Origin of the sequence: Amycolatopsis sp. NBC_00345 (assembly GCF_036116635.1) — a bacterium.
Lineage (GTDB): Bacteria > Actinomycetota > Actinomycetes > Mycobacteriales > Pseudonocardiaceae > Amycolatopsis.
Map to the genome: position 1 here is coordinate 3,770,019 of NZ_CP107995.1, position 18,332 is coordinate 3,788,350.

Genomic DNA, 18,332 nt, shown 5'->3' on the forward strand with positions numbered 1-18,332 from the left:
CCTCACTTCTCTTCTGATGACGGGTCGTTCTTGGCGGAGAAGTCGCCCCGCCGCAGGAGGTCGTACAACCGTTTACCGGTGGACGACGGCGTGAAGAAGAACATCGCCTTCTCCCGTTTGCCGAGCAGTCCGTATCGGACGAAGTCACGGGCGGTGGCGAGCCAATGGCGGGGCCCCAGCCGGAGCAGCAGGCCCGAGTAGTCGCCGAAGGTCAGCGCCGGCCCGAACCAGTGGTTGATGGAGATCGAAGGCGTACGGGAGCGCACGTCGTGCCAGCATCCGCGGGGCATGAAGAGCACCTCGCCCGGCTCGATCTTTCCGGCGTACAGAACGGTTTCGCGCAACCGGGGAAACTTGTCCAGGTCGAGATTCGCCAGATCCACCCGGCTGTTGACCAGATTGTCCGGGAACGGGTAGGCCGCCCGGCTGTCCTCCCCCGGGATGAGCACCACGTGCTTGCTGCCCCAGATCTGGCAGAAGAAGTTGTCCTTGAGGTCGGAGTGCAGCATCGACCGGGTCCCGGCCGAGCCGATCCAGACCCGCGTGTCCGAGCCGGGTACCGCCGTGCCGAGCACGGTGGCGAAGTCGTAGTCGGTGTCCGGGAACAGTTCGTCCGCACGCGCGTAGGCGAGGTAGCACGGCGCGCTCTCCGTCGCGGCGAGCATCCGGGCCACGAACTCGGAGAACGTCATGGACTGCTCGTAGTAGTGCTGTTCCCGGGGGAAGAGGACCCCGCCCGGCGGGAGGTCCACCAGCGCGGTGACGACCTTCTCGCCCCTGGTACGGATCAGCGTCTCCGGATCCCAGGCGGAGCGGGCCTTCCACTGCTCGGTCAGGCCGGTGAACACCATCGGGCCCCGGCGGGCGGCGACCACCTGCCGGACCTGCTCCACGGTGGGGTTGTCCAGGCGCGGGACCGCACGGACGTCGAGGCCGGCGGCCCGGAGGGACACTTCGAGCGGATCCCCTTGCCCGGCCGCCGGTCCGGCGAGCACGGGCTCGGCCGGCGCGGCGGCCGGAGCCGGGCGGTCACCCATGGCGCGCCTGCTTGCCGCCGGCCTGCGGCGAACGGGGCACCGCCCCGACGCAGACCAGGCGCGGCCGGCCCTTCAGCACCCATCCGGCGTCGGTCTCGGTCACGACGAGTGCGGCGTCGGGCTGGTACCACCGGCACCGGTGCGGCCAGAACTCGGTCGCGCCGGCCGTGACCAGGCCGAGGGTCTCCAGGATGTACGCGAGGGCGATGACACCGGACCCGCAGGCCAGGGTCTCCTTGTCGATCGCGCGCTCGTAGGTCCGGTATTCGACCAGGCCGGCCTTGTCCCGGATGACGGCGAAGTTCAGGTGCACGCCCTGGGGGAAACGGTCCGAGTAGTTCGCGTTGACGTACTTGCCGAAGTAGTCGACGAGGTCGGCGGAGTCCTGCCGGGCCGCGCTGAGGGGCCGGCCCACGCTGTCGTTCTCGCCGTCGGAGGTGAGGAACAGGCGGTCCTCCAGCACCTCGGGCAGGCCGTGCGCGCTGACCAGGGCCAGATGGGGTTCTCCGGTGAAGACGAGCGAGCCCGACAGCGTGATCGTCGAGGGAAGCCCCTTCGCCCAGGGGGCATCCGCGGGCAGCGGGACGACGAGGTCGTCCACGCTGTCGATGAGCGACGCGGTCACCGGGCCCTCCCGGTTGAACAGCTCGGCCGGCACCGCGCGGGGTGAGCCCACGTTGATCCACGTGGTACCCGCCGCGTCGTCGTCGACCCCCATCCGGACCAGCTGGGGATCGCCGGTGGGCAGCTCGGTGAGGACACACCAGCGGCTGCCGCCGTACGTCCGGTGCAGGAGCGCGGCCGTGCTCAGCAATCCGTTGCCGCAGGAGAGGGTCTCCGATCCGTCCTGTTCGAAGATCCGGAAGACGAAGTCCACCTCCGGCAAGTCCGACTTCCCGGCGGTCTGGGCGCGCAGGACTCGTTGCTCCGCCGCGTCCTTCCCCGGAGCTTGGCGCAGGTACAACACGTTGTCGGTGCCGCCGACACCGAACGCGCCGTCGAGGACCCAGCGGGCGAACGCCGCCCGCTCCTCGTCGCTGTCGAGCGGCGTCACGGTTTCGTCAACGATGATGAAGTTGTTCCCGAACGAGGTGTACTTGGAAAACCGTACGGAGAAGGCGGTGCCGGCGGCATCGGCCAGTAACGAGGAGGTCAGTTCCGGGGCGTTTTCCCCCATGGTGCGCGACATGCTTCACGCCCTCTCTGAAGTCGTCAATGCGGTTTCGCGATCGAGCGGGCCCACCTGGACGGGGTACCCCTCGTCGCCTTGGAGCAGTGATTTCGCCCAGGCCGAAACCGGGGTGCTCGCGTCCGGCAGCACCGAGCCGAAGAAGTCCTCACAATGCCGGGCCCGCAGATCGCGGCCGGTGCCGTTGTACTCGCTGCGCCGGTGCATCATCCGGAAGTTGTCGAGGACGCCGGCCCGGCCCGCTTTCCAGCCGAGCCGGATCTCACGGTCGATCGCCATCTGCTGCACGGTTTCCGCGAGCTCCGGCGGCACCGGCGCCCCGTTTCCGAGCGACAGCCCGTAGAACGGTGGCTCGGTGATGGCCTGGAGCATCGTGTTGCTGAAGCTGTCTTCGCCGGCGGGAGTGCGGGTGACGATCGGCGTCGAATAGCTGACATGCAGATCACCGTTACGCAGGAACTGGTGGGAGACAGCCGGAATCCCCCGCAGGACGGCGTCCAGTTCGGCCTTCCCCTGCGGCCCGACGCCCGCCTGCCAGAGTTCACGCGACCACTGCCGGTCGAATCGCAGCACGTTGGCGCGGCAGAATTCCTGCCAGTCCGCGCCGAGGTCGCCGAGCAGCCGCACGCCGTCGACGATCCGGGTCGGCGCGCCACCGTCGCTTCCCGCGAAGACGCAGAGGAACCAGATGGCGTCCGGCCGGTAGGGGTTGTAGGCGTCTTCGGCGTGAAAGCCGAGCGCCTCACCGCCGGCCGGATAGTGGACGGTGCGTGTGCCCGCGCACGTGCCGAACCGGCTCGTCAAGGCCTCGAATTCGGCGACCGTGGCGTCGAACCCGTCGAACACCAGCCAGCCGTGCCGGCGGACGAGCGAGACTATTTCGCGCGGGTCACAATCATTAATTGATTCCCCGGGGCCGGCGACAATTTCACAGCCGGCTTGATCGGAGTTTATCTTCATAGCAATCCCCTGGTTGGCCACATAACGAGTGAACCTCAACAGTCGGAGTGCACCCAAGACATTTCCTGAGCGTACTCCCTCCGGTCGCCGCCGCAAGTCGAGGCCCAGCCGCATAAATGATCTTCATCCACCGAGCGGGGAAATCCAGAGATCAAACCTCCGGAATCCACGCTAAACCCATTTTCCCGAGCTATTTCCGACGCGGTGCTTTTCGTTTCCGTGCTAGCCTGGGCTACATCCGGCCACAATTTTGCTCCTTCAGGGCATCAGCGCCGACATAATCTCCGATTACAGGTGGTAGTACATTGTGCTCACACGTCGACTTCAAACGCTGAGCCAGGACCGGGACGACGATCTTCAGGGACCGTCCTGGCTGGGCGAGGTCGTGCACCAGTTCCGGGAAAACCTCGCCGACTCCGAATACCCCTGCAACTTCGGGCGCACCGCGCTGAAACGCGGCGACATGCACCTGACCTGGGTCGACCGGGACGACCCCAGCAGCCTGCCGGACGATATGCGGGCCTTCGTCGAGACCGCGACCGCCACGCCGGGAACGCGTCAGCCGCTGGCCGTGTTCGTCGAGCCCGGGCCCGTCACCGAGTCCGGCCACGAGGACCGTTTCTGGTCGATGATGCGGTACCTCCTGGACCACGACAGCCGGCCGTGGCCCGAGGGCGCCCCCCAGGATCCGGCCGATCCCGCCTGGGAGTTCTGCTTCCACGGCGAATCGATCTTCGTCTTCGCGCTGTCCCCGGACAACCGGTTGCGCCGGTCCCGGAACCTCTGCGACAGCCTGGTCCTGATCTTCCAGCTGAGAAGCGTGTTCACCGGGATCGAGGTGGGCACCCAGGCCGGCGACGTCGCCCGGCAGCGGATCCGGACCCGGCTGGAGCAGTGGGACGGCATCGGCCGCCACCCCAGCATGGGTGCGCACGACGTGTCCTCCGACGAGGAGTGGCGTCAGTACTTCTTCACCGACGCCGACGAATCCCCGGCCCAATGCCCATTGGCCGGCACCGCGTCCACCACCGGAGGCCACTCATGACCACGACGACCGCCGGGCACCCCGGCCAGCTCGCCGAGGCACTGCCCGCGAGCGAGATCGTGAACTCCCACACGGAATGGGACCCGCTGGAAGAGGTACTGGTCGGACGGATGGTCGGCGGGGTCTTCCCCACCTGGCAGCCGTCGATGCGCGCGGTCCTGCCTGACGGCGCTCCCGCGCTGTTCCGGGAACGCGGCGGCTCGCCGTTCCCGACTGGTGAGCTCGAAGCCGCGGAACACGAGCTGGAGACCTTCGCCGCCGTGCTGGAAGCGGAGGGCGTGCACGTCGTGCGCCCCGAGCCGATGAACCACTCGATGGAATTCTCCACCCCGGACTGGCGCACCTCCGGCGGCCTCTACGCCGCCATGCCCCGCGACCTGCTGATGGTGATCGGCCGGACCATCATCGAAGCACCGATGTCCTGGCGATGCCGCTATCACGAGATCGACGCCTACCGGAACCTGATCAAGTCGTACTTCCACCGTGGCGCCGGGTGGCTGCAGGCCCCCCGCCCCCAGCTGACCGAGGACACGTACTCCGCCGAATACCGGGTCGAGGACGACCGGGGTTACGCGATCACCGAGTTCGAACCGGTCTTCGACGCCGCGGACTTCTCCCGGTTCGGGCGCGACATCATCGCGCAGAAGAGCCACGTCACCAACGAGTTCGGCATCCGCTGGCTCCAGCGCGCCATCGGCGACGACTACCGGATCCACTGCATCGAGGTGAACGACCCCCACGCGATGCACATCGACGCCACCATCGCCCCCCTCGCGCCGGGGAAGCTCCTGGTGCACCCGGACCGCTACGTGCCCAACGAGCTCTTCCGCGACTGGGAGATCATCCCGGCGCCGAAGCCCACGCTGCCCTCGGACTGGCCGATGTACTTCTGCAGCCCCTGGGTGAGCATGAACGTCCTGTCCCTCGACCCGCACACGGTGGTCGTGGAGAGCCACGAGCACGCCCTCATCGACCTGCTCGGCGAATCGGGATTCCGCGTCATCCCGCTGGACTTCCGCCACGTGTACAGCTTCGGCGGGTCCTTCCACTGCGTGACGGTGGACCTCCGTCGCCGCGGCGCCCTCGCCCGGTACCTGAGCTAGGCCGGAAGACGGGATGCCCGAGATGAAGACCGTGCAGATCGACGGCGCGCGTGCGTGCTCGCTGATCGACCGGCCACTGCCGTCGATCGATCGTGACTACGCGTTGCTGAAGGTGCTCGTTGCCCCGATGTGCAACGAGTACCTGGCGTACCAGGACGGGATCTACCTGGAACGGAACCGCCCCGACGCCCTCGGCCACGAAATGGCGGGCGAAGTCGCCGAGGCCCCGCCGGGCTCCCGGGTGCGCGCGGGCGACCGGGTCGTCGCGCTTTGCGGCTACCCGTGCGGCCGCTGCGTGCCCTGCCTCGCGGGCTACTACGCGCACTGTGCCGGCACGGACGATCCTCGCGCGGTCTGCGGGAGCGAGTCGGGTGAGTGCGGGTTCGCCCAGTACGCGGTCAAACCGGACTGGATGCTGATCCCGATCCCGGACGACGTCTCCTACGAGCACGCGAGCATGGCCTGCTGTGGCCTGGGGCCGACGTTCGGGGCGATGGAGCGGATGGACGTCACCGCCGGCCGCACGATCCTGATCACGGGGCTGGGCGCCGTGGGGCTGGGCGGGGTCATCAACGCCAAGTTCCGCGGCGCGACGGTGATCGGGGTCGCGCGCAGCCCCTTCCGGGCCGCGCTGGCCCGCAAGCTCGGCTGCGATTTCGTGCTGGATCCGTCGGCGGGCGACGTCCGTGCGCGGATCGCCGAGATCACCGGCGGCCAGGGCGCCGACGGGGCGATCGAGTGTTCCGGGCAGGCGGCCTACCAGCGGCTGGCGCTCGACTCGGCCGGCCGGCTGGGGACCGTGACGTTCCTCGCCGAGAGCGGCGAGATCCCCGTCCACGTCGACGAGCACCTGGTCCAGAAAGGGGTCCGGGTCCAAGGCAGCCTGGACATCAACCTGCGTGACGCCCCGCGGCTGATGGAGATGATCCCGAAGGTGCGCGGGCAGCTCGACGACTTCATCACCCACCGCTTCCCGCTCAGCCGCATCGCGGACGCCTTCGAGCTACAGCTGGCCAGAGAGTGCGGGAAGGTCGTCCTCTACCCGTGGGAGGACGCACCGCCGAGGGAGCCGCACCGGCCATGAAACTGGGCGCACACCTGCTCGACCTCGCGGCGAACTCGTCCGCGCTCGTCCGGGACACGCTGAAGGCGCACGGCGACCGCCCGCTGTCCGAATACCTCGGTTCGCTGGTGGGTGACGCGTCCACCACGATCCGGCCGCCCGAGGACTTCCTGTCCTCGGTCCGGCAGCGGGCCTCCGCGCTGTACGACCCGGAGACCGCGCAGGCGGCCGTGGCCGAGCTGCGCGCGAATCCGATCGTGCCCACCTCCAACCACTTCGGCGTGGACACGTTCGCCGATTCGATCCACGGGACCCTGCTGTTCGCGCTTCGGCCCCGTGCCGTCGAAGCGCCACCGCGCACCGTCGTGGTGCTGGGGTTCAGCTCGATCAGCCTGAACAACCTGACCTATCCGATGGGGCTCCTGCTCTACGACCCGAAACGGGGCGACCTCGCGACCTTCCCGCAGCGTCTCCCGATCATGCCCAACCGCCTCAAGCACTGCGCGGTCGCCGCGGCGCCGCGCCTCGAAGCGGGCATGGTGGACCGGGCGCGGACGACGTTGCGGCGCATGGCCGCGTCCGGTGACATCACCCCGTTCGGCGAGCGCTCGGCCGACCAGGTGCTGCAGGAGGACTTCGCCGCTCCCGAGATCCTGTCGCTCCCCAGCCACGCCCACCAGGCGACCCGGATCAACACCCGGCTCTGGCGCAAGCTGTTCCGGGACGGGACTTCGGCGCCCCGGCTCGTGCAGCTGCCGGTCGAACCGATCTGCGCGGACCTCCTGTGCCGTGATCTGGGGAACCCGGAGAGCTTGGCGCACACGCTGCTGTTCACGGCCAGGACCCGCGACGCGCTGCTCACCGCGCTGGACGGCGCCCGCGGCTGCTGGAGTCTCGACCAGCCCGGTCAGCCGTCGGCGAACCCGGCCGGAACCACGTTCTTCTGGGCGCTGACCGACAGCGGCCGGCGGGTGGCCCTGACGTTGCGCGGCCCGCCGTCCGCCTTGCGACTCAGCGGCACGGATCCGCACGGCACCGAGCTGAGCTGGGAGTTCACTCCGGAAGGGGTGACGGAGGGACTGCGTGAGGGGCGCCTGTTCCCGTCCTTGTTCAGCTGTTTCCTGACCCTCGCGTTCGCCCGCGGGCTGCGTTGTGTGGGCGGCTACTACCAGGCCGAATACCTGCCCGTGATGCAGCAGGGGGTGATCGAGGCGCTCAGTGCCGGCGGCGCGCCCAGGCCGATGTCGGAGCTGGTCGCCCGGACGCCGACGAACATCTGCCTGGCGGGCCTGCAGGCCTCCGGCCGCGTATTGGCCGACGGCCGCGTGATCCCGGCCGGCCCGGTGGAGATCGCCGGGGCCGGCGGGTTCACCGAGGCGGACATCGCCGCCATGCAAACGGTCACCGTCCGCGACGCCTACCTGCTGGCCTTCCCCGAACTGTTCCACCACCTCGTGCCCGGCGCGGTGCTGCCACCGGGCTGGGGCTCGCTCCTGGCCGCCGAAAACGGCGGCCGGAGCCAATGCGGCGTGCGGTTGGAAGGACGGTAGGCACGGGAGGCGGCTGACTAGCCATTTCCAGTGCCGGTGGCCGCGGTAGTAACTGTTACCGGGGGATGCCGTAGCCGCAGCGGCGGCAGAGCCAGAGCTTGCAGAAACCACACTGCCGGGCCAACGAATCCGGCAGGCGCGAGTCGCCACGGTACTCCGGCCAGCAACGGCAGTATCGAAAGCTCCGGAATGGCCGTCGAGCAGTCGGCACACGTCAGGCCCGTCGTGCCCGACCCACCGCCGTTTGCGCACCTCGGGGTCGTGGGCTCCCCGCACACGACGCACGGTGGCAGTCAGCATCGTTCAGAGTTGCAGAATACACTCTTGACAGTTGCACAACCCAACTCTAGATTCGCCGACATGGCAACGGAAGCCGATCCGCTCGAGGAGATCCACCGCGCGATCGTCCTGTTTTCGCGGGCCTCCCGGACGCGGGCCAACGACATGTACGAAGGCCTCTCGTTCGTCGGTTACACCTTGTTGTCCTATGTGGACGTAACCCCGTGCCCGCACGCCTCCGACCTCGCGGAGGAGTACGGCCTGGACCGGTCCACCGTGAGCAGGCAGCTGTCCGAGCTGGAGGAGAGCGGGCTCCTGCTGCGCTCCCCCGATCCCCACCACTCCCGCAAGCAACGGCTGGAACTGACCACCCTGGGCCGGAAGTCGCTGGCCGCGGCCAAATCCGGCCAGCGGAAGCGGCTGGAGGAGCGGCTCGGCGACTGGCCACGCGAGGACGTCGTCACGTTCGGGCGGCTGTTCCACCGGTTCGTCTTCGACCACGACTGACACCCCGGCCTGGCCGGATCGCGTGTCAGGGAGGAGCTTCCATGACCGCCGGCATCCCGCTGTTCGGCGACGAGGACCGTCGCATCGACGCGGCGCTCGACGTCGAGAACCACAACCGCACCAGCGTCTACAACGTCCCCGGCTACCGCCCGGTGCGCACCGAGCTGACCCACGCCCCGGTCCGCGTCACCGGCACCCTGCCCGCCGACCTGGAAGGCGTGTACCTGCGCAACGGCACCAACGGGTACTTCGACCCCACCCACCTGCGGCTGCACGCGTTCAACGGCGCCGGCATGATCCACCAGGTCCAGATCACCGAAGGATCCGCCACCTACTCGAACTTCTACGTGCGGACCCCGCGGTTCGACGTCGAACGGGAAGCCGGCCGCGAGGTGTTCCCCGGCTTCGCCGACATCGCCGGTGGCGGCCGGGCGGCCCTCGACAAGTTCCGGCTCCTCGAAGAGAAGGTGCGCGCGGGCCTGATCCCCGCGTTCTCCCCCTACGAGCTGACCCCCGGGTCGACGTCCGTGCGCTACCACAGCGGGCACGTCTACTGCCTGCAGGAATCGGGTTACGCCTTCGTGCTCGACACCCGCACCGAGGACGGGCGGCTGGTGATGGACGGGCGGGGCCGCCTGGAGACCTGGGAAGGCGAGTGGGAGGGGCCGTTCTCGGCGCACCCGCGCTTCGACCCGGTCACCGACGACATGTACAACCTCTCCCTCGACCAGTCCGGCCGCATCCTGGCCGGGCACATCACCCAGGGCCTGCGGCACTCGCAGGCGGTGGTGCACCAGCCGGACGAGGCCGGGCGGATGGGCTGGCTGCACGACTTCTTCCTCACCGAGCGCTACCTGGTCTTCGCCGACATCTCCCTGCGCAACGATCCGGCCGGCCTGCTCGGGCCGGAGGGCAGCGTGTTCCATTTCGACCCCGAGTACACGCTGCGCTGGGGCGTGTTGCCTCGCGACTTCCACGACGGCGACACGGTGCAATGGTTCACGACGGGGCAGGCGAGCGCGGTCTGGCACGTGATCAACGCGTGGGAACGCACCGGCGCGGACGGCTCGCCCGAGATCGTGCTGTTCGCGCCGTGCTTCGGCTCGTACCCGTCAACCGTCCCGATCCACACTCCCGAAGAGCCGCCGGCGCAGGTGAAAACCTGGGTGCTCGACGTCCGGCGCGGCACGGTCACCGACGAGCGGGTGCTGATCGACCACGGTTACGAGCGCCCCAGCCTGAATCTCGGCACGGTCGGCTCACCGAGCCGGTACTGCTACCTGCTCGACGAGCACGGTGACGGCTACATGGGCAAGGGCGTCCTCAAGTACGACCTGATCGACGAGCGGGAGATCGCTTACCTCGACTACGGCAACATGTACGGCGGTGAGGCGTTGTTCGTGCCGAAGGCGGACCCGCGCAGCGAGGACGACGGCTATCTGCTCGACCTGCTGATGGCCGACGACCGGGCGGACCTCATCGTCATCGACGCGGTGGAGATGGTGGAAGTGGCTCGCCTGCACCTGCCGCAGCGGGTGCCGTTCGGCGTCCACGCCACCTGGCTGAACCGTGACGATCTTGCCGACATCGAAGCCTCCTTCACCCGCGGATAGTACGGTTGCGTTTCTCCCGGGCCCGCGCTAAAGTTATGGTACGAAACCGTTTCGTACCATAAGGAGGCCCAATGCCAGCCGATGGTGCTGACGTTTCGCCGGTCCGCCGCCCCCGGATGACCCCGGACCGGCGGCTGGAACTGCTGGACATCGTCTTGGACGTACTCGGCGAGGTCGGCTACGAGGCCCTGTCGATGGATGTGGTCGCGTCCCGGGCCAAGTGCAGCAAGGCCACGCTTTACCGGCTCTGGCCGGGAAAACCGCAGCTGGTCGCGGCCGCGCTCTATGAGACACGGCCGCTCAAGGTCGAGGAGATCGATACCGGCACGCTTCGCGGCGACCTGATGACCATGGTCGGGCTGCTGGGTTCCCTCGAGGACAGAGCGACGGCGCTGTTCGCCGCGCTGGGGCACGCCGTGCTCGTCGATGAAGACCTCGGCACCGTGGTGCGCGAGTCGATGCTGGACCCCTGGAGTGCCGAGCTGATCGAGGTCGTCGACCGGGCGGTCAAGCGGGGCGAGCTGACCGCACGGCCGGGCGCCGCGGACTTCCTGCCGCAACTGCTGCTCAACGCGGTGGTGACCCGCCAGATGTTCGAGGGCGGGCGCGCCGGCTCCGACTACCACACCAGATGCATCGACGACGTGATCCTGCCCGCGCTCCGGCATTCCTGACCGCTCCAGGCCCACCATTCGCTTTTGGCCGCACAAGCCATGAGCCGCTGTCTCCTGCCCGGAAACCGGCTCGTCGCTTATGGACAGTCGCATCAACGAGGAGGCAGTGCCTTGCCCGAACCACAGCCGACGAGCCCGCGCATCACCCCGCTGGAACCCGCCCAGCGCACGGCGGAACAACGTGAACTGCTCGCCCCGATCCCGGGAGACGAGGCCCCGAACCTGTTCAGCACCGTGGTGCGGCACCCGGAGCTGTACAAAAGCTGGTTCCCCTTCTGTATGCAATTGCTGGCGCACTCGGTGTTCCCGCCCCGGGAACGGGAGCTGCTGATCATCAGAACCGCGTCGTTGTGCGGCAGCGCCTACGAACTCGAACACCACCTCGCCCTCGGCGCCCAGGCCGGGCTGACCGACCGCGACCTCGACGCGCTCACCGGCGACGCCGAACCGGCCTGGACACCACGCGACCGGCTGCTGGTCGCCGCGGCCGACGAACTGCACGCCGGCCACACCATCACCGAGGCCACCTGGAGTGCCCTCGCCGAATTGCTGACCACCGAACAGCTCGTCGAACTGCCGATGCTGGCCGGGCACTACATCCTGCTCGCCGGGACCCTCCGCTCACTCGGGGTGCCGTTGGACAGCGTGTGGCCGGAACCGAAACCCACCCACTGAAACCTCAACCGGAGGAGGGCGTCATCGTGCGCCTCGGAGTCATAGCCGACCGGCTGGTCCTGATCGACGGTGAGACCGCCGTCGACCTCGAACAGGCCGGCAACGGTCGTTTCCCCGCCGAGCCGGCCCAGCTGTTCGACGACTGGGGCGCGCTGGCCGGATGGGCCGCCACCGTGGAGCCCGACGGTCCGCGGCTGTCACTGGACCAGCTGCAGAACCCCGTCCCGGCGCCGCGTCAGGTGTTCGGCGTCGGCGCCAACTACCGTGACCACCTGGCCGAGGCGTCCGGCCGCACCGTCGAGGATCTCGAGCAGTTCCTGCCGGAAGACCCGCTGATCTTCACCAAGTTCCGCAGTTGCCTCGCCGGCCCCGCCGACGTCATCCCGTTGCCCAGCCGCAATGTCGACTGGGAGGTCGAGCTGGTCGTCGTGATGGGCCGCCACGCCGAGCGAGTGTCCGAAAAGGACGCTTGGCGGCACGTCGCGGGCCTCACCGTGGGGCAGGACATCTCCGAACGCGTCCTGCAGATGGCCGGCCCCGCCCCGCAGTTCTCGATGGGGAAGTCCTTCCCCGCGTTCGGCCCGATGGGCCCCGTGCTCGTCACCCCTGACGAGCTGCACGACCCGGACGATCTGGAGCTCGGCTGCACCCTCAACGGACGGGTCATGCAGAAGGGCCGCACCTCCGGCCTGATCTTCTCCGTCGCCGAACTGATCGCCCGCATCTCCGCGGTGTGCCCGATGCTGCCCGGCGACGTGATCTTCACCGGCACCCCGGCGGGCGTCGGCGCCTTCCGCAAACCGCCGGTCTTCCTCAAGCCCGGCGACACGCTGACCAGCTGGGTCAAAGGTATCGGCGAGCTGCGCAATCCCGTGGTCGCAGGCCACGGCTACCCCGAAACCGGCGAAGGAGCCACCTCATGACCACCACGGCACCACAGCAGTTCGATGTCGGCGGAGTCCTTCTCCCCCGCCCGTTCAAGATCCGGCGGTTCGGCCACTTCGGCTTCAACCTGGACCGGCTCGACGACGCCGTCACCTTCTACGTGGACCTGCTCGGATTCCGGGTGACCGACGAAATGAGCATCCTCGACGAGGTGCCGCCGGAAGCGCGTGAGGCGGTGGCGAAGGTCGTCACCGACCCGCGGATGATCTTCACCAGCAACTCCGCCGACCACCACGCGATGCTGCTGGCGCATCGCACCTTCGGCACCCTCATGGGCAACGACCGGGTCGCCGGGGACAACACGCTCAGCCAGATCACCTGGCAGGTCGGCAGCCTGCAGGAAGTCGTGGACGCCGAGAAGTACCTGCGCGAGCGCGGCGTGCAGGTCGTCCGCATCGGCCGCGACATGCCCGGCGGCAACTGGCACGTCTACTTCCTCGACCCGGACGACAACACCGTCGAGCTCTACTACGGCATGGAGCAGATCGGGTGGGACCGCCGGTCGCGGCCGCGCGAGATGCACTACCGGGGCTTCGCCACCGCACCGCCCCTGCCCCAGATGTCGGAAGCCGCCGAATTGCAGGACGCGGCGGACAAGGGCATCGACATCGGCTCGGGCTGGACGCCGTCCGAGACGCACCTGAAGGAAACGCACGACGTCAACGGCGTCCTGCTCGCGCGTCCCTTCAAGGTCACCAAGCTCGGGCCGATCTCGATGTTCACCGAGCGGATGGAGGAGATGCTCGCCTTCTACACCGAGCTTCTCGGGTTCGAGGTCGTGGAAGAGGCCGAGCACCTCGGCCAGCGCATCGCGTACCTGCGCAGCGGCACCGAGCACCACAGCTTCGTCCTCGCGGACAAGGCCCTGCGCGGCCTGCTCGGGCTGAGCGAGCACACCTCGTGCCTGAGCATGGGCATGGAAGTCGGCAGCTACAGCCAGCTTCGCGCCGCCGTGGCGCACCTCGTGGACCACGGGCACACCCTCGTCGGCACCATCCCCCCGGAGCTGCACCTCGGCATCGACTACGCGGCCCACCTCGCCGATCCCGACGGCCACCTGGTCTGCCTCTACTACTACATGGAACAGCTCGGGTGGGACGGCAAGCCCCGGCCGCGGGACCAGCGCCGGACTGTCACCGAGCCGTGGCCCGAGACCCTCGAACCCTTGTCGGACACCTACGCCGACCAGACCTTCATGGGACCGCTGGGCTGAGACGATGGACAACACTGTGACCGGACGACACGACTCCGATGTGCTGATCGCGGGAGCCGGTCCCGTCGGGCAGGTACTGGCACTGCTACTGGCCCAGCAGGGACTCCGGGTGTCCATTGTGGAACGCTGGGCGCAGCCGTATCCGCTGCCGCGCGCGGTGGCGATCGCGCACGACACCCTCCGTGTGCTCCATCAGCTCGGCCTCGGCGAGGAACTCTCGCCGCTGCTCGAACCCTGGGGCCAGGACGGGCAGCGCTTCAGCTTCGCGGACTCCTCGGGTGAGACGCTGGCCGAGTCGGGTTACCCGCTGGAGTCCGACTCCGGATTCGCGCTGATGTCCGGCTTCTCGCAGCCGGATCTGGAGCAGCTGCTCGAAGGGCGGGTGCAGGCCGAGCCGCTGATCGAGCAGTACCGGGGATTCTCGCTGGAAGAGCTGTCCGCCGACGGGGCGGGGGTCACGGCCGTCATCCAGCCCCACACGGGGGCCACCCTAGTCCGCAATGGACTTCCGCGGACGGTGCGGGCGGCGTTCGCCGTCGGCTGTGATGGGGCCAACAGCACGGTCCGTGCCCTGGCGGGGCTGGAGATGACCGACCTCGGCTTCGACCGCGACTGGCTGGTGGTCGACGTCCTCCCGCACACCCCGCCGACCTGGCTGCCCTACGCCTGCCAGCGGCTGGGGCCGGCCCGGCCGACCACCCTGGTGCCGGCGGGCCCCGGCCGCCGGCGCTGGGAGTTCATGATCATGCCCGGCGACCGCCAGGACGACATCGACACCGACGAGAACGCCTGGCAGCTGCTCAAGCCCTGGGAGATCCACCCCGGCAACGCCGACCTGGTCCGGCACGCGCTCTACACCTTCCGCGCCCGCTGGGCCGACCGATGGCGTGACGGCCGGGTGGTGCTGGCCGGGGACGCCGCCCATCAGATGCCGCCCTTCCTGGCCCAAGGCATCAACTCCGGCATCCGTGACGCGGCCAGTCTCGCCTGGCGGCTGTCTCTGCTGGTCGCCGGGAAGGGCAAAGAGTCCCTTCTGGACGATTACGCCACGGAACGCCGTGTGCAGGTCTCGCAGATCGTCGAAGCGACCGTCGCCGTCGGCGGGCTGATCTGCCTGATCGACCCCGAGCAGGCCGCCGAGCGCGACGCCCAGCTGAGGAAGGCCGGCGCTCAGGGAACCCAGCAGGTGCTCACGGATTGGACCTTGAGCGGCGGCACCCTCCGCGACGACGGGGCCGGCGGCAAGCTGGGACTGCAGGCCACGGTCGGCACACCGGGGCGGACCGCACTGCTCGACGACGTCCTCCCGCCACCGGGCTTCGTCCTGATCGGACGCGACCGCGACCCGGCCGCGCTGCTCTCCCCCGCCCAGCGGGCGACGTGGCAGCGGATCGGGGGCCGCAGTGTCCATTTCGGACCCGGTGGCCTGACCGACGCCGAAGGCAAGTACGCGCGATGGTTCGACCGCCTGGGCACCGCGGTCGTCCTGATCCGCCCCGACTTCCAGGTGTTCGGCGGTGTCCCCGAGCCGGGCGACACCGGCGACCTGGTCGACCAGCTGGCCGGGCGCGTCCTGGTCGAGGACCGAAAGGATGTGGGATGACCAAGATCGCCTTCGAGGAGCACTTCCTCCTGCCCGAGCTCGACGACTATTTCCGCACTCTCACGGAAGGCGTCTCCAGCGAGTCCTTCGAGAAGGTGCTCCCGAAGTTCTGGGACCTGGACGCCGCCCGCCTGTCCGATATGGACAGGACGGGGATCGAGCGTTCGGTGTTGTCCTGCTTCAACTACGGCAGCGTCCAGCTCGACCCGGATCCCGTCCGGTCGGTCGAGATGGCGCGGCGCATGAACGACCTTCTGGCGGAGCGGATCGAAAAGCATCCCGACCGCTTCTCGGGCTTCGCCGCCCTCCCGCTGGCCGATGCTGAGGCCGCGGTCGCGGAGTTCCGGCGCTGCGTGACCGAGCTCGGTTTTCTCGGCGCCATGGTCAACGGGCACACCCGGGGCCACTACCTGGACGAGCGGCAGTACTGGCCGCTGTGGGCGGCGGCCGAAGAACTGGGCGCCCCGGTCTACCTGCACCCCTGGTCCTCGCCGTCGGATCAGCTCAAGGCCTACGACGGCTATCCGGACCTCCTGGGCGCCGCATGGAACTGGTCCGTGGAGACCGCGACCCACGCGCTTCGGATCATGTGCAGCGGCGTGTTCGACGCTTATCCGCGCGCGACGCTGATCCTCGGCCACATGGGCGAGCTCCTGCCGTTCCACCTGGCGCGCTTCGACCAAGGCTGGCAGCTCTACGCCGCCCACCAGGCGCAGCAGACGATCACCCACTACCTGCGGAACAACCTGCTGATCACGACCAGCGGCAACGTCTCGGCCGCGACGCTCACCGGAGCCCTCATGGCCCTCGGCGCGGACCGCCTCCTGTTCGCGACGGACTACCCGTTCGACCTCGGCCCGGCGTTCCTGCAGACCCTCGAAAGCGGGATCCTGAGTGCGCCGGACCTCGAAAAGCTGTACCGCGGGAACGCGGAGCGCGTCTTCAAGCTCGGCTAGTGGCGCGTGATTCCGCTTTCTTCACCTGGTCGGTGTGGTGTTGGCTCAGGCTCGGGCCGAAGCGCCACATTGGGGTTTTCTCAGTGAGGCTGAGCGGGGTGCGTGTTGTCGCGGAATGAGGCGTGGGGCCGCTGGTAGGGCGGGATTCGCGAAGATCGAATCCTCAACTCCAGCGGCCCCACGTGATCACCCGTCGTACCACGCTCGACGTGACACGCGAACTGACCCTGTTCGTCGCCGGCGTGCTGCGAGCCGAACGCCGCGCGCAGCACCTGCCGGGGCCGCCGGGCCTTGAGCCCGTTCCGGCAGGCACTGCTGATACTGCGCTGGTTCCGTGACGCCATCCCCGTGCACCGGCTCGCGCTCGACCACCACATCAGCGTCGCCACCGCCTACCACTACCTGCACGAAGCCATCACCGGCCTCGCCGCCCGCGACCTCGACATCACCGGCGCACTGACCGCCGCCGCGAGTCAGGGCCTGCGGACCCTGGCCGACCGCGCCCACCACTCAGCCGGGATCGGCATCCTCACGCCGTTCAAGCCGCAGGTCAACCACCGCTCGCAGTCGATCACCAGACCTACAGCCTGCTCCACCGCCGACAGCGCTGCCTCGGCGAACGCGCCGCCACCATCCTCAAAAACCCGCTGGCCAGCCCTACAACGAATGAGCTTCCCCCTGTAGCCCGGACGCCTTGGCGTTGCCCCCAGATGACGGACCCGGGTTTGTGGAGTCGATGGTTTGTCGTCTGGAAGGCTGTCGATCATGCCGAAGGCTTACCCCGCCGAGTTCCGGGCTCGGGCGGTCGCTGTTGTCCGGGCTGGCAAGTCCGTCCGGTGGACCGCTCTCGAGCTCGAGATCAGCGAGTCCTGCCTGCACAGCTGGATCAAACAGGACCGTATCGACCACGGTGAACGTCCCGGTCTGAGCAGCACCGAGCACGCCGATCTCGTGACTGCGAAGCGACGGATCCGCCAGCTGGAGACCGAGCTGGAGGTCCTGCGCGAGGCCTCGAAGATCTACGAGGAGCTGAAAGGCGACCCAAAAGGGCATTCCCGGTAATCGCCCGCCTTGCGGAGCGAGGACTACCGGTCAAGCTGGCCTGCCGGCTGCTGGAGGTCAGCCATTCCGGGTTCTACGAGTGGCGCTCGAGGCCGACCTCGCCCGCTGCGCTGCGCCGGGAGTGGCTGACCGGGGTGATCACCGAGATCCATGCCCGCTCCCGCGGCACCTACGGCGCACCTCGGGTGCACGCCGAGCTGCGCCTGGGGATGGGGATCATGATCAGCCGCAAGACGGTCGCGAAACTCATGCGGGCGGCCGGGCTGGCCGGGATTCCGCGGCGGCAGACCCGCAAGAACCCGAAAATCGAGGTCCGCAGCGAGGACCTGGTAAACCGGAATTTCCTGCGCACACAACCAAATCTGCTCTGGGTATGCGACATCACCGAGCATCCTACTCGCGAAGGGAAACTATACTGCTGCGCAGTGCTGGACGCGTTCAGCCGCAAGATCGTGGGCTGGTCCATCGACAACAACCAGAACACCAACCTCGTCGTCAACGCCCTCGAGATGGCGATCAGCAACCGGAATCCCGACCCTGGCACCGTATTCCACTCCGACCACGGCGTGCAATTCACGTCCTGGACCTTCACCAACCGCGTCAAGGAAGCCGGGCTGATGCCCTCGCTCGGGACCGTCGGTGACGGCTACGACTGTGAGACTGTCTTTCGTCGCTCGAGGTGGTCTGACCCGTGCTACGACTGGCCCGATGAGTGCCCTGGCGTTGATCTGTCGGCTGCCTCGGGCGACGTGTCCGGATGACACGTCCGGACGGGCAGTGACCTCATAGGAGCCTGATCGCAGCAGGTCCCATCACAGTCCTGTCCGCCCGCCCGGCCGCGTCATGACCACGCAGCCC

The 18,332-nt window shown here is 68.5% G+C and carries 18 protein-coding genes; 15 read left to right on the forward strand and 3 right to left on the reverse strand.

The window, feature by feature from the left end:
* Positions 1 to 2: 2 nt before the first annotated feature.
* From OG943_RS16580 to OG943_RS16590, 3 genes are read right to left on the reverse strand one after another with little or no spacing between them, the layout of a single operon-like run.
* Positions 3 to 1,037 (reverse strand): cupin-like domain-containing protein, encoded by a 1,035-nt coding sequence (locus tag OG943_RS16580; protein ID WP_328610666.1) that lies wholly within the window; start codon positions 1,035 to 1,037, stop codon positions 3 to 5.
* On the reverse strand, positions 1,030 to 2,226 hold the full coding sequence (locus OG943_RS16585; RefSeq protein WP_328610667.1) for a hypothetical protein: 1,197 nt from the start codon (positions 2,224 to 2,226) through the stop codon (positions 1,030 to 1,032). Before OG943_RS16585 ends, OG943_RS16580 begins: the two co-directional genes overlap by 8 nt.
* A gap of 3 nt (positions 2,227 to 2,229) precedes the next feature.
* A complete protein-coding gene (locus OG943_RS16590) occupies positions 2,230 to 3,300 on the reverse strand; it encodes a TauD/TfdA family dioxygenase (protein ID WP_328610668.1) in 1,071 nt (356 codons plus the stop codon).
* A 193-nt stretch (positions 3,301 to 3,493) separates the two neighbouring features.
* On the opposite strand from OG943_RS16590, the gene OG943_RS16595 reads away from it, so the two are divergent.
* The 15 genes from OG943_RS16595 (at position 3,494) to OG943_RS16665 (ending at position 18,235) form a co-directional block, all read left to right on the forward strand.
* Complete coding sequence (locus tag OG943_RS16595) at positions 3,494 to 4,231, forward strand: YqcI/YcgG family protein (protein WP_328610669.1); 738 nt, start codon at positions 3,494 to 3,496, stop codon at positions 4,229 to 4,231.
* Positions 4,228 to 5,334: an amidinotransferase gene (locus tag OG943_RS16600; protein WP_328610670.1), complete on the forward strand. Its 1,107-nt coding sequence runs from the start codon at positions 4,228 to 4,230 to the stop codon at positions 5,332 to 5,334. The genes OG943_RS16595 and OG943_RS16600 overlap by 4 nt, the downstream gene beginning before the upstream one ends.
* A 13-nt stretch (positions 5,335 to 5,347) precedes the next feature.
* A complete protein-coding gene (locus tag OG943_RS16605; RefSeq protein WP_328610671.1) occupies positions 5,348 to 6,418 on the forward strand; it encodes a zinc-dependent alcohol dehydrogenase in 1,071 nt (356 codons plus the stop codon).
* Positions 6,415 to 7,947 (forward strand): hypothetical protein, encoded by a 1,533-nt coding sequence (locus tag OG943_RS16610; RefSeq protein ID WP_328610672.1) that lies wholly within the window; start codon positions 6,415 to 6,417, stop codon positions 7,945 to 7,947. The genes OG943_RS16605 and OG943_RS16610 overlap by 4 nt, the downstream gene beginning before the upstream one ends.
* Before the next feature lie 360 nt (positions 7,948 to 8,307).
* A complete protein-coding gene (locus OG943_RS16615) occupies positions 8,308 to 8,733 on the forward strand; it encodes a MarR family winged helix-turn-helix transcriptional regulator (protein ID WP_328610673.1) in 426 nt (141 codons plus the stop codon).
* A gap of 41 nt (positions 8,734 to 8,774) precedes the next feature.
* The gene (locus OG943_RS16620) at positions 8,775 to 10,346 is read left to right on the forward strand and encodes a carotenoid oxygenase family protein (RefSeq protein ID WP_328610674.1); all 1,572 of its coding nucleotides are present in this window, start codon (positions 8,775 to 8,777) and stop codon (positions 10,344 to 10,346) included.
* A gap of 71 nt (positions 10,347 to 10,417) precedes the next feature.
* Entirely contained in the window at positions 10,418 to 11,020 is a 603-nt protein-coding gene (locus OG943_RS16625; protein WP_328610675.1) for a TetR/AcrR family transcriptional regulator, read from the forward strand.
* 111 nt (positions 11,021 to 11,131) lie between these two features.
* On the forward strand, positions 11,132 to 11,695 hold the full coding sequence (locus tag OG943_RS16630) for a carboxymuconolactone decarboxylase family protein (protein ID WP_328610676.1): 564 nt from the start codon (positions 11,132 to 11,134) through the stop codon (positions 11,693 to 11,695).
* Between the two features lie 26 nt (positions 11,696 to 11,721).
* Positions 11,722 to 12,618: a fumarylacetoacetate hydrolase family protein gene (locus OG943_RS16635; RefSeq protein WP_328610677.1), complete on the forward strand. Its 897-nt coding sequence runs from the start codon at positions 11,722 to 11,724 to the stop codon at positions 12,616 to 12,618.
* Positions 12,615 to 13,853: a VOC family protein gene (locus OG943_RS16640; RefSeq protein ID WP_328610678.1), complete on the forward strand. Its 1,239-nt coding sequence runs from the start codon at positions 12,615 to 12,617 to the stop codon at positions 13,851 to 13,853. The genes OG943_RS16635 and OG943_RS16640 overlap by 4 nt, the downstream gene beginning before the upstream one ends.
* Positions 13,854 to 13,857: 4 nt before the next feature.
* Complete coding sequence (locus tag OG943_RS16645) at positions 13,858 to 15,456, forward strand: bifunctional 3-(3-hydroxy-phenyl)propionate/3-hydroxycinnamic acid hydroxylase (RefSeq protein ID WP_328610679.1); 1,599 nt, start codon at positions 13,858 to 13,860, stop codon at positions 15,454 to 15,456.
* Positions 15,453 to 16,412, forward strand: coding sequence for an amidohydrolase family protein (locus OG943_RS16650; RefSeq protein WP_328610680.1), 960 nt, complete (start codon positions 15,453 to 15,455; stop codon positions 16,410 to 16,412). The genes OG943_RS16645 and OG943_RS16650 overlap by 4 nt, the downstream gene beginning before the upstream one ends.
* Positions 16,413 to 16,703: 291 nt before the next feature.
* Positions 16,704 to 17,096 carry a hypothetical protein gene (locus OG943_RS16655; RefSeq protein ID WP_328610681.1) on the forward strand — a complete coding sequence of 131 codons (393 nt, stop codon included), beginning with the start codon at positions 16,704 to 16,706 and terminating at the stop codon, positions 17,094 to 17,096.
* Between the two features lie 81 nt (positions 17,097 to 17,177).
* Entirely contained in the window at positions 17,178 to 17,474 is a 297-nt protein-coding gene (locus tag OG943_RS16660; RefSeq protein ID WP_328610682.1) for a transposase, read from the forward strand.
* Between the two features lie 35 nt (positions 17,475 to 17,509).
* The gene (locus tag OG943_RS16665) at positions 17,510 to 18,235 is read left to right on the forward strand and encodes an IS3 family transposase (RefSeq protein WP_328612083.1); all 726 of its coding nucleotides are present in this window, start codon (positions 17,510 to 17,512) and stop codon (positions 18,233 to 18,235) included.
* Positions 18,236 to 18,332: the final 97 nt, after the last annotated feature.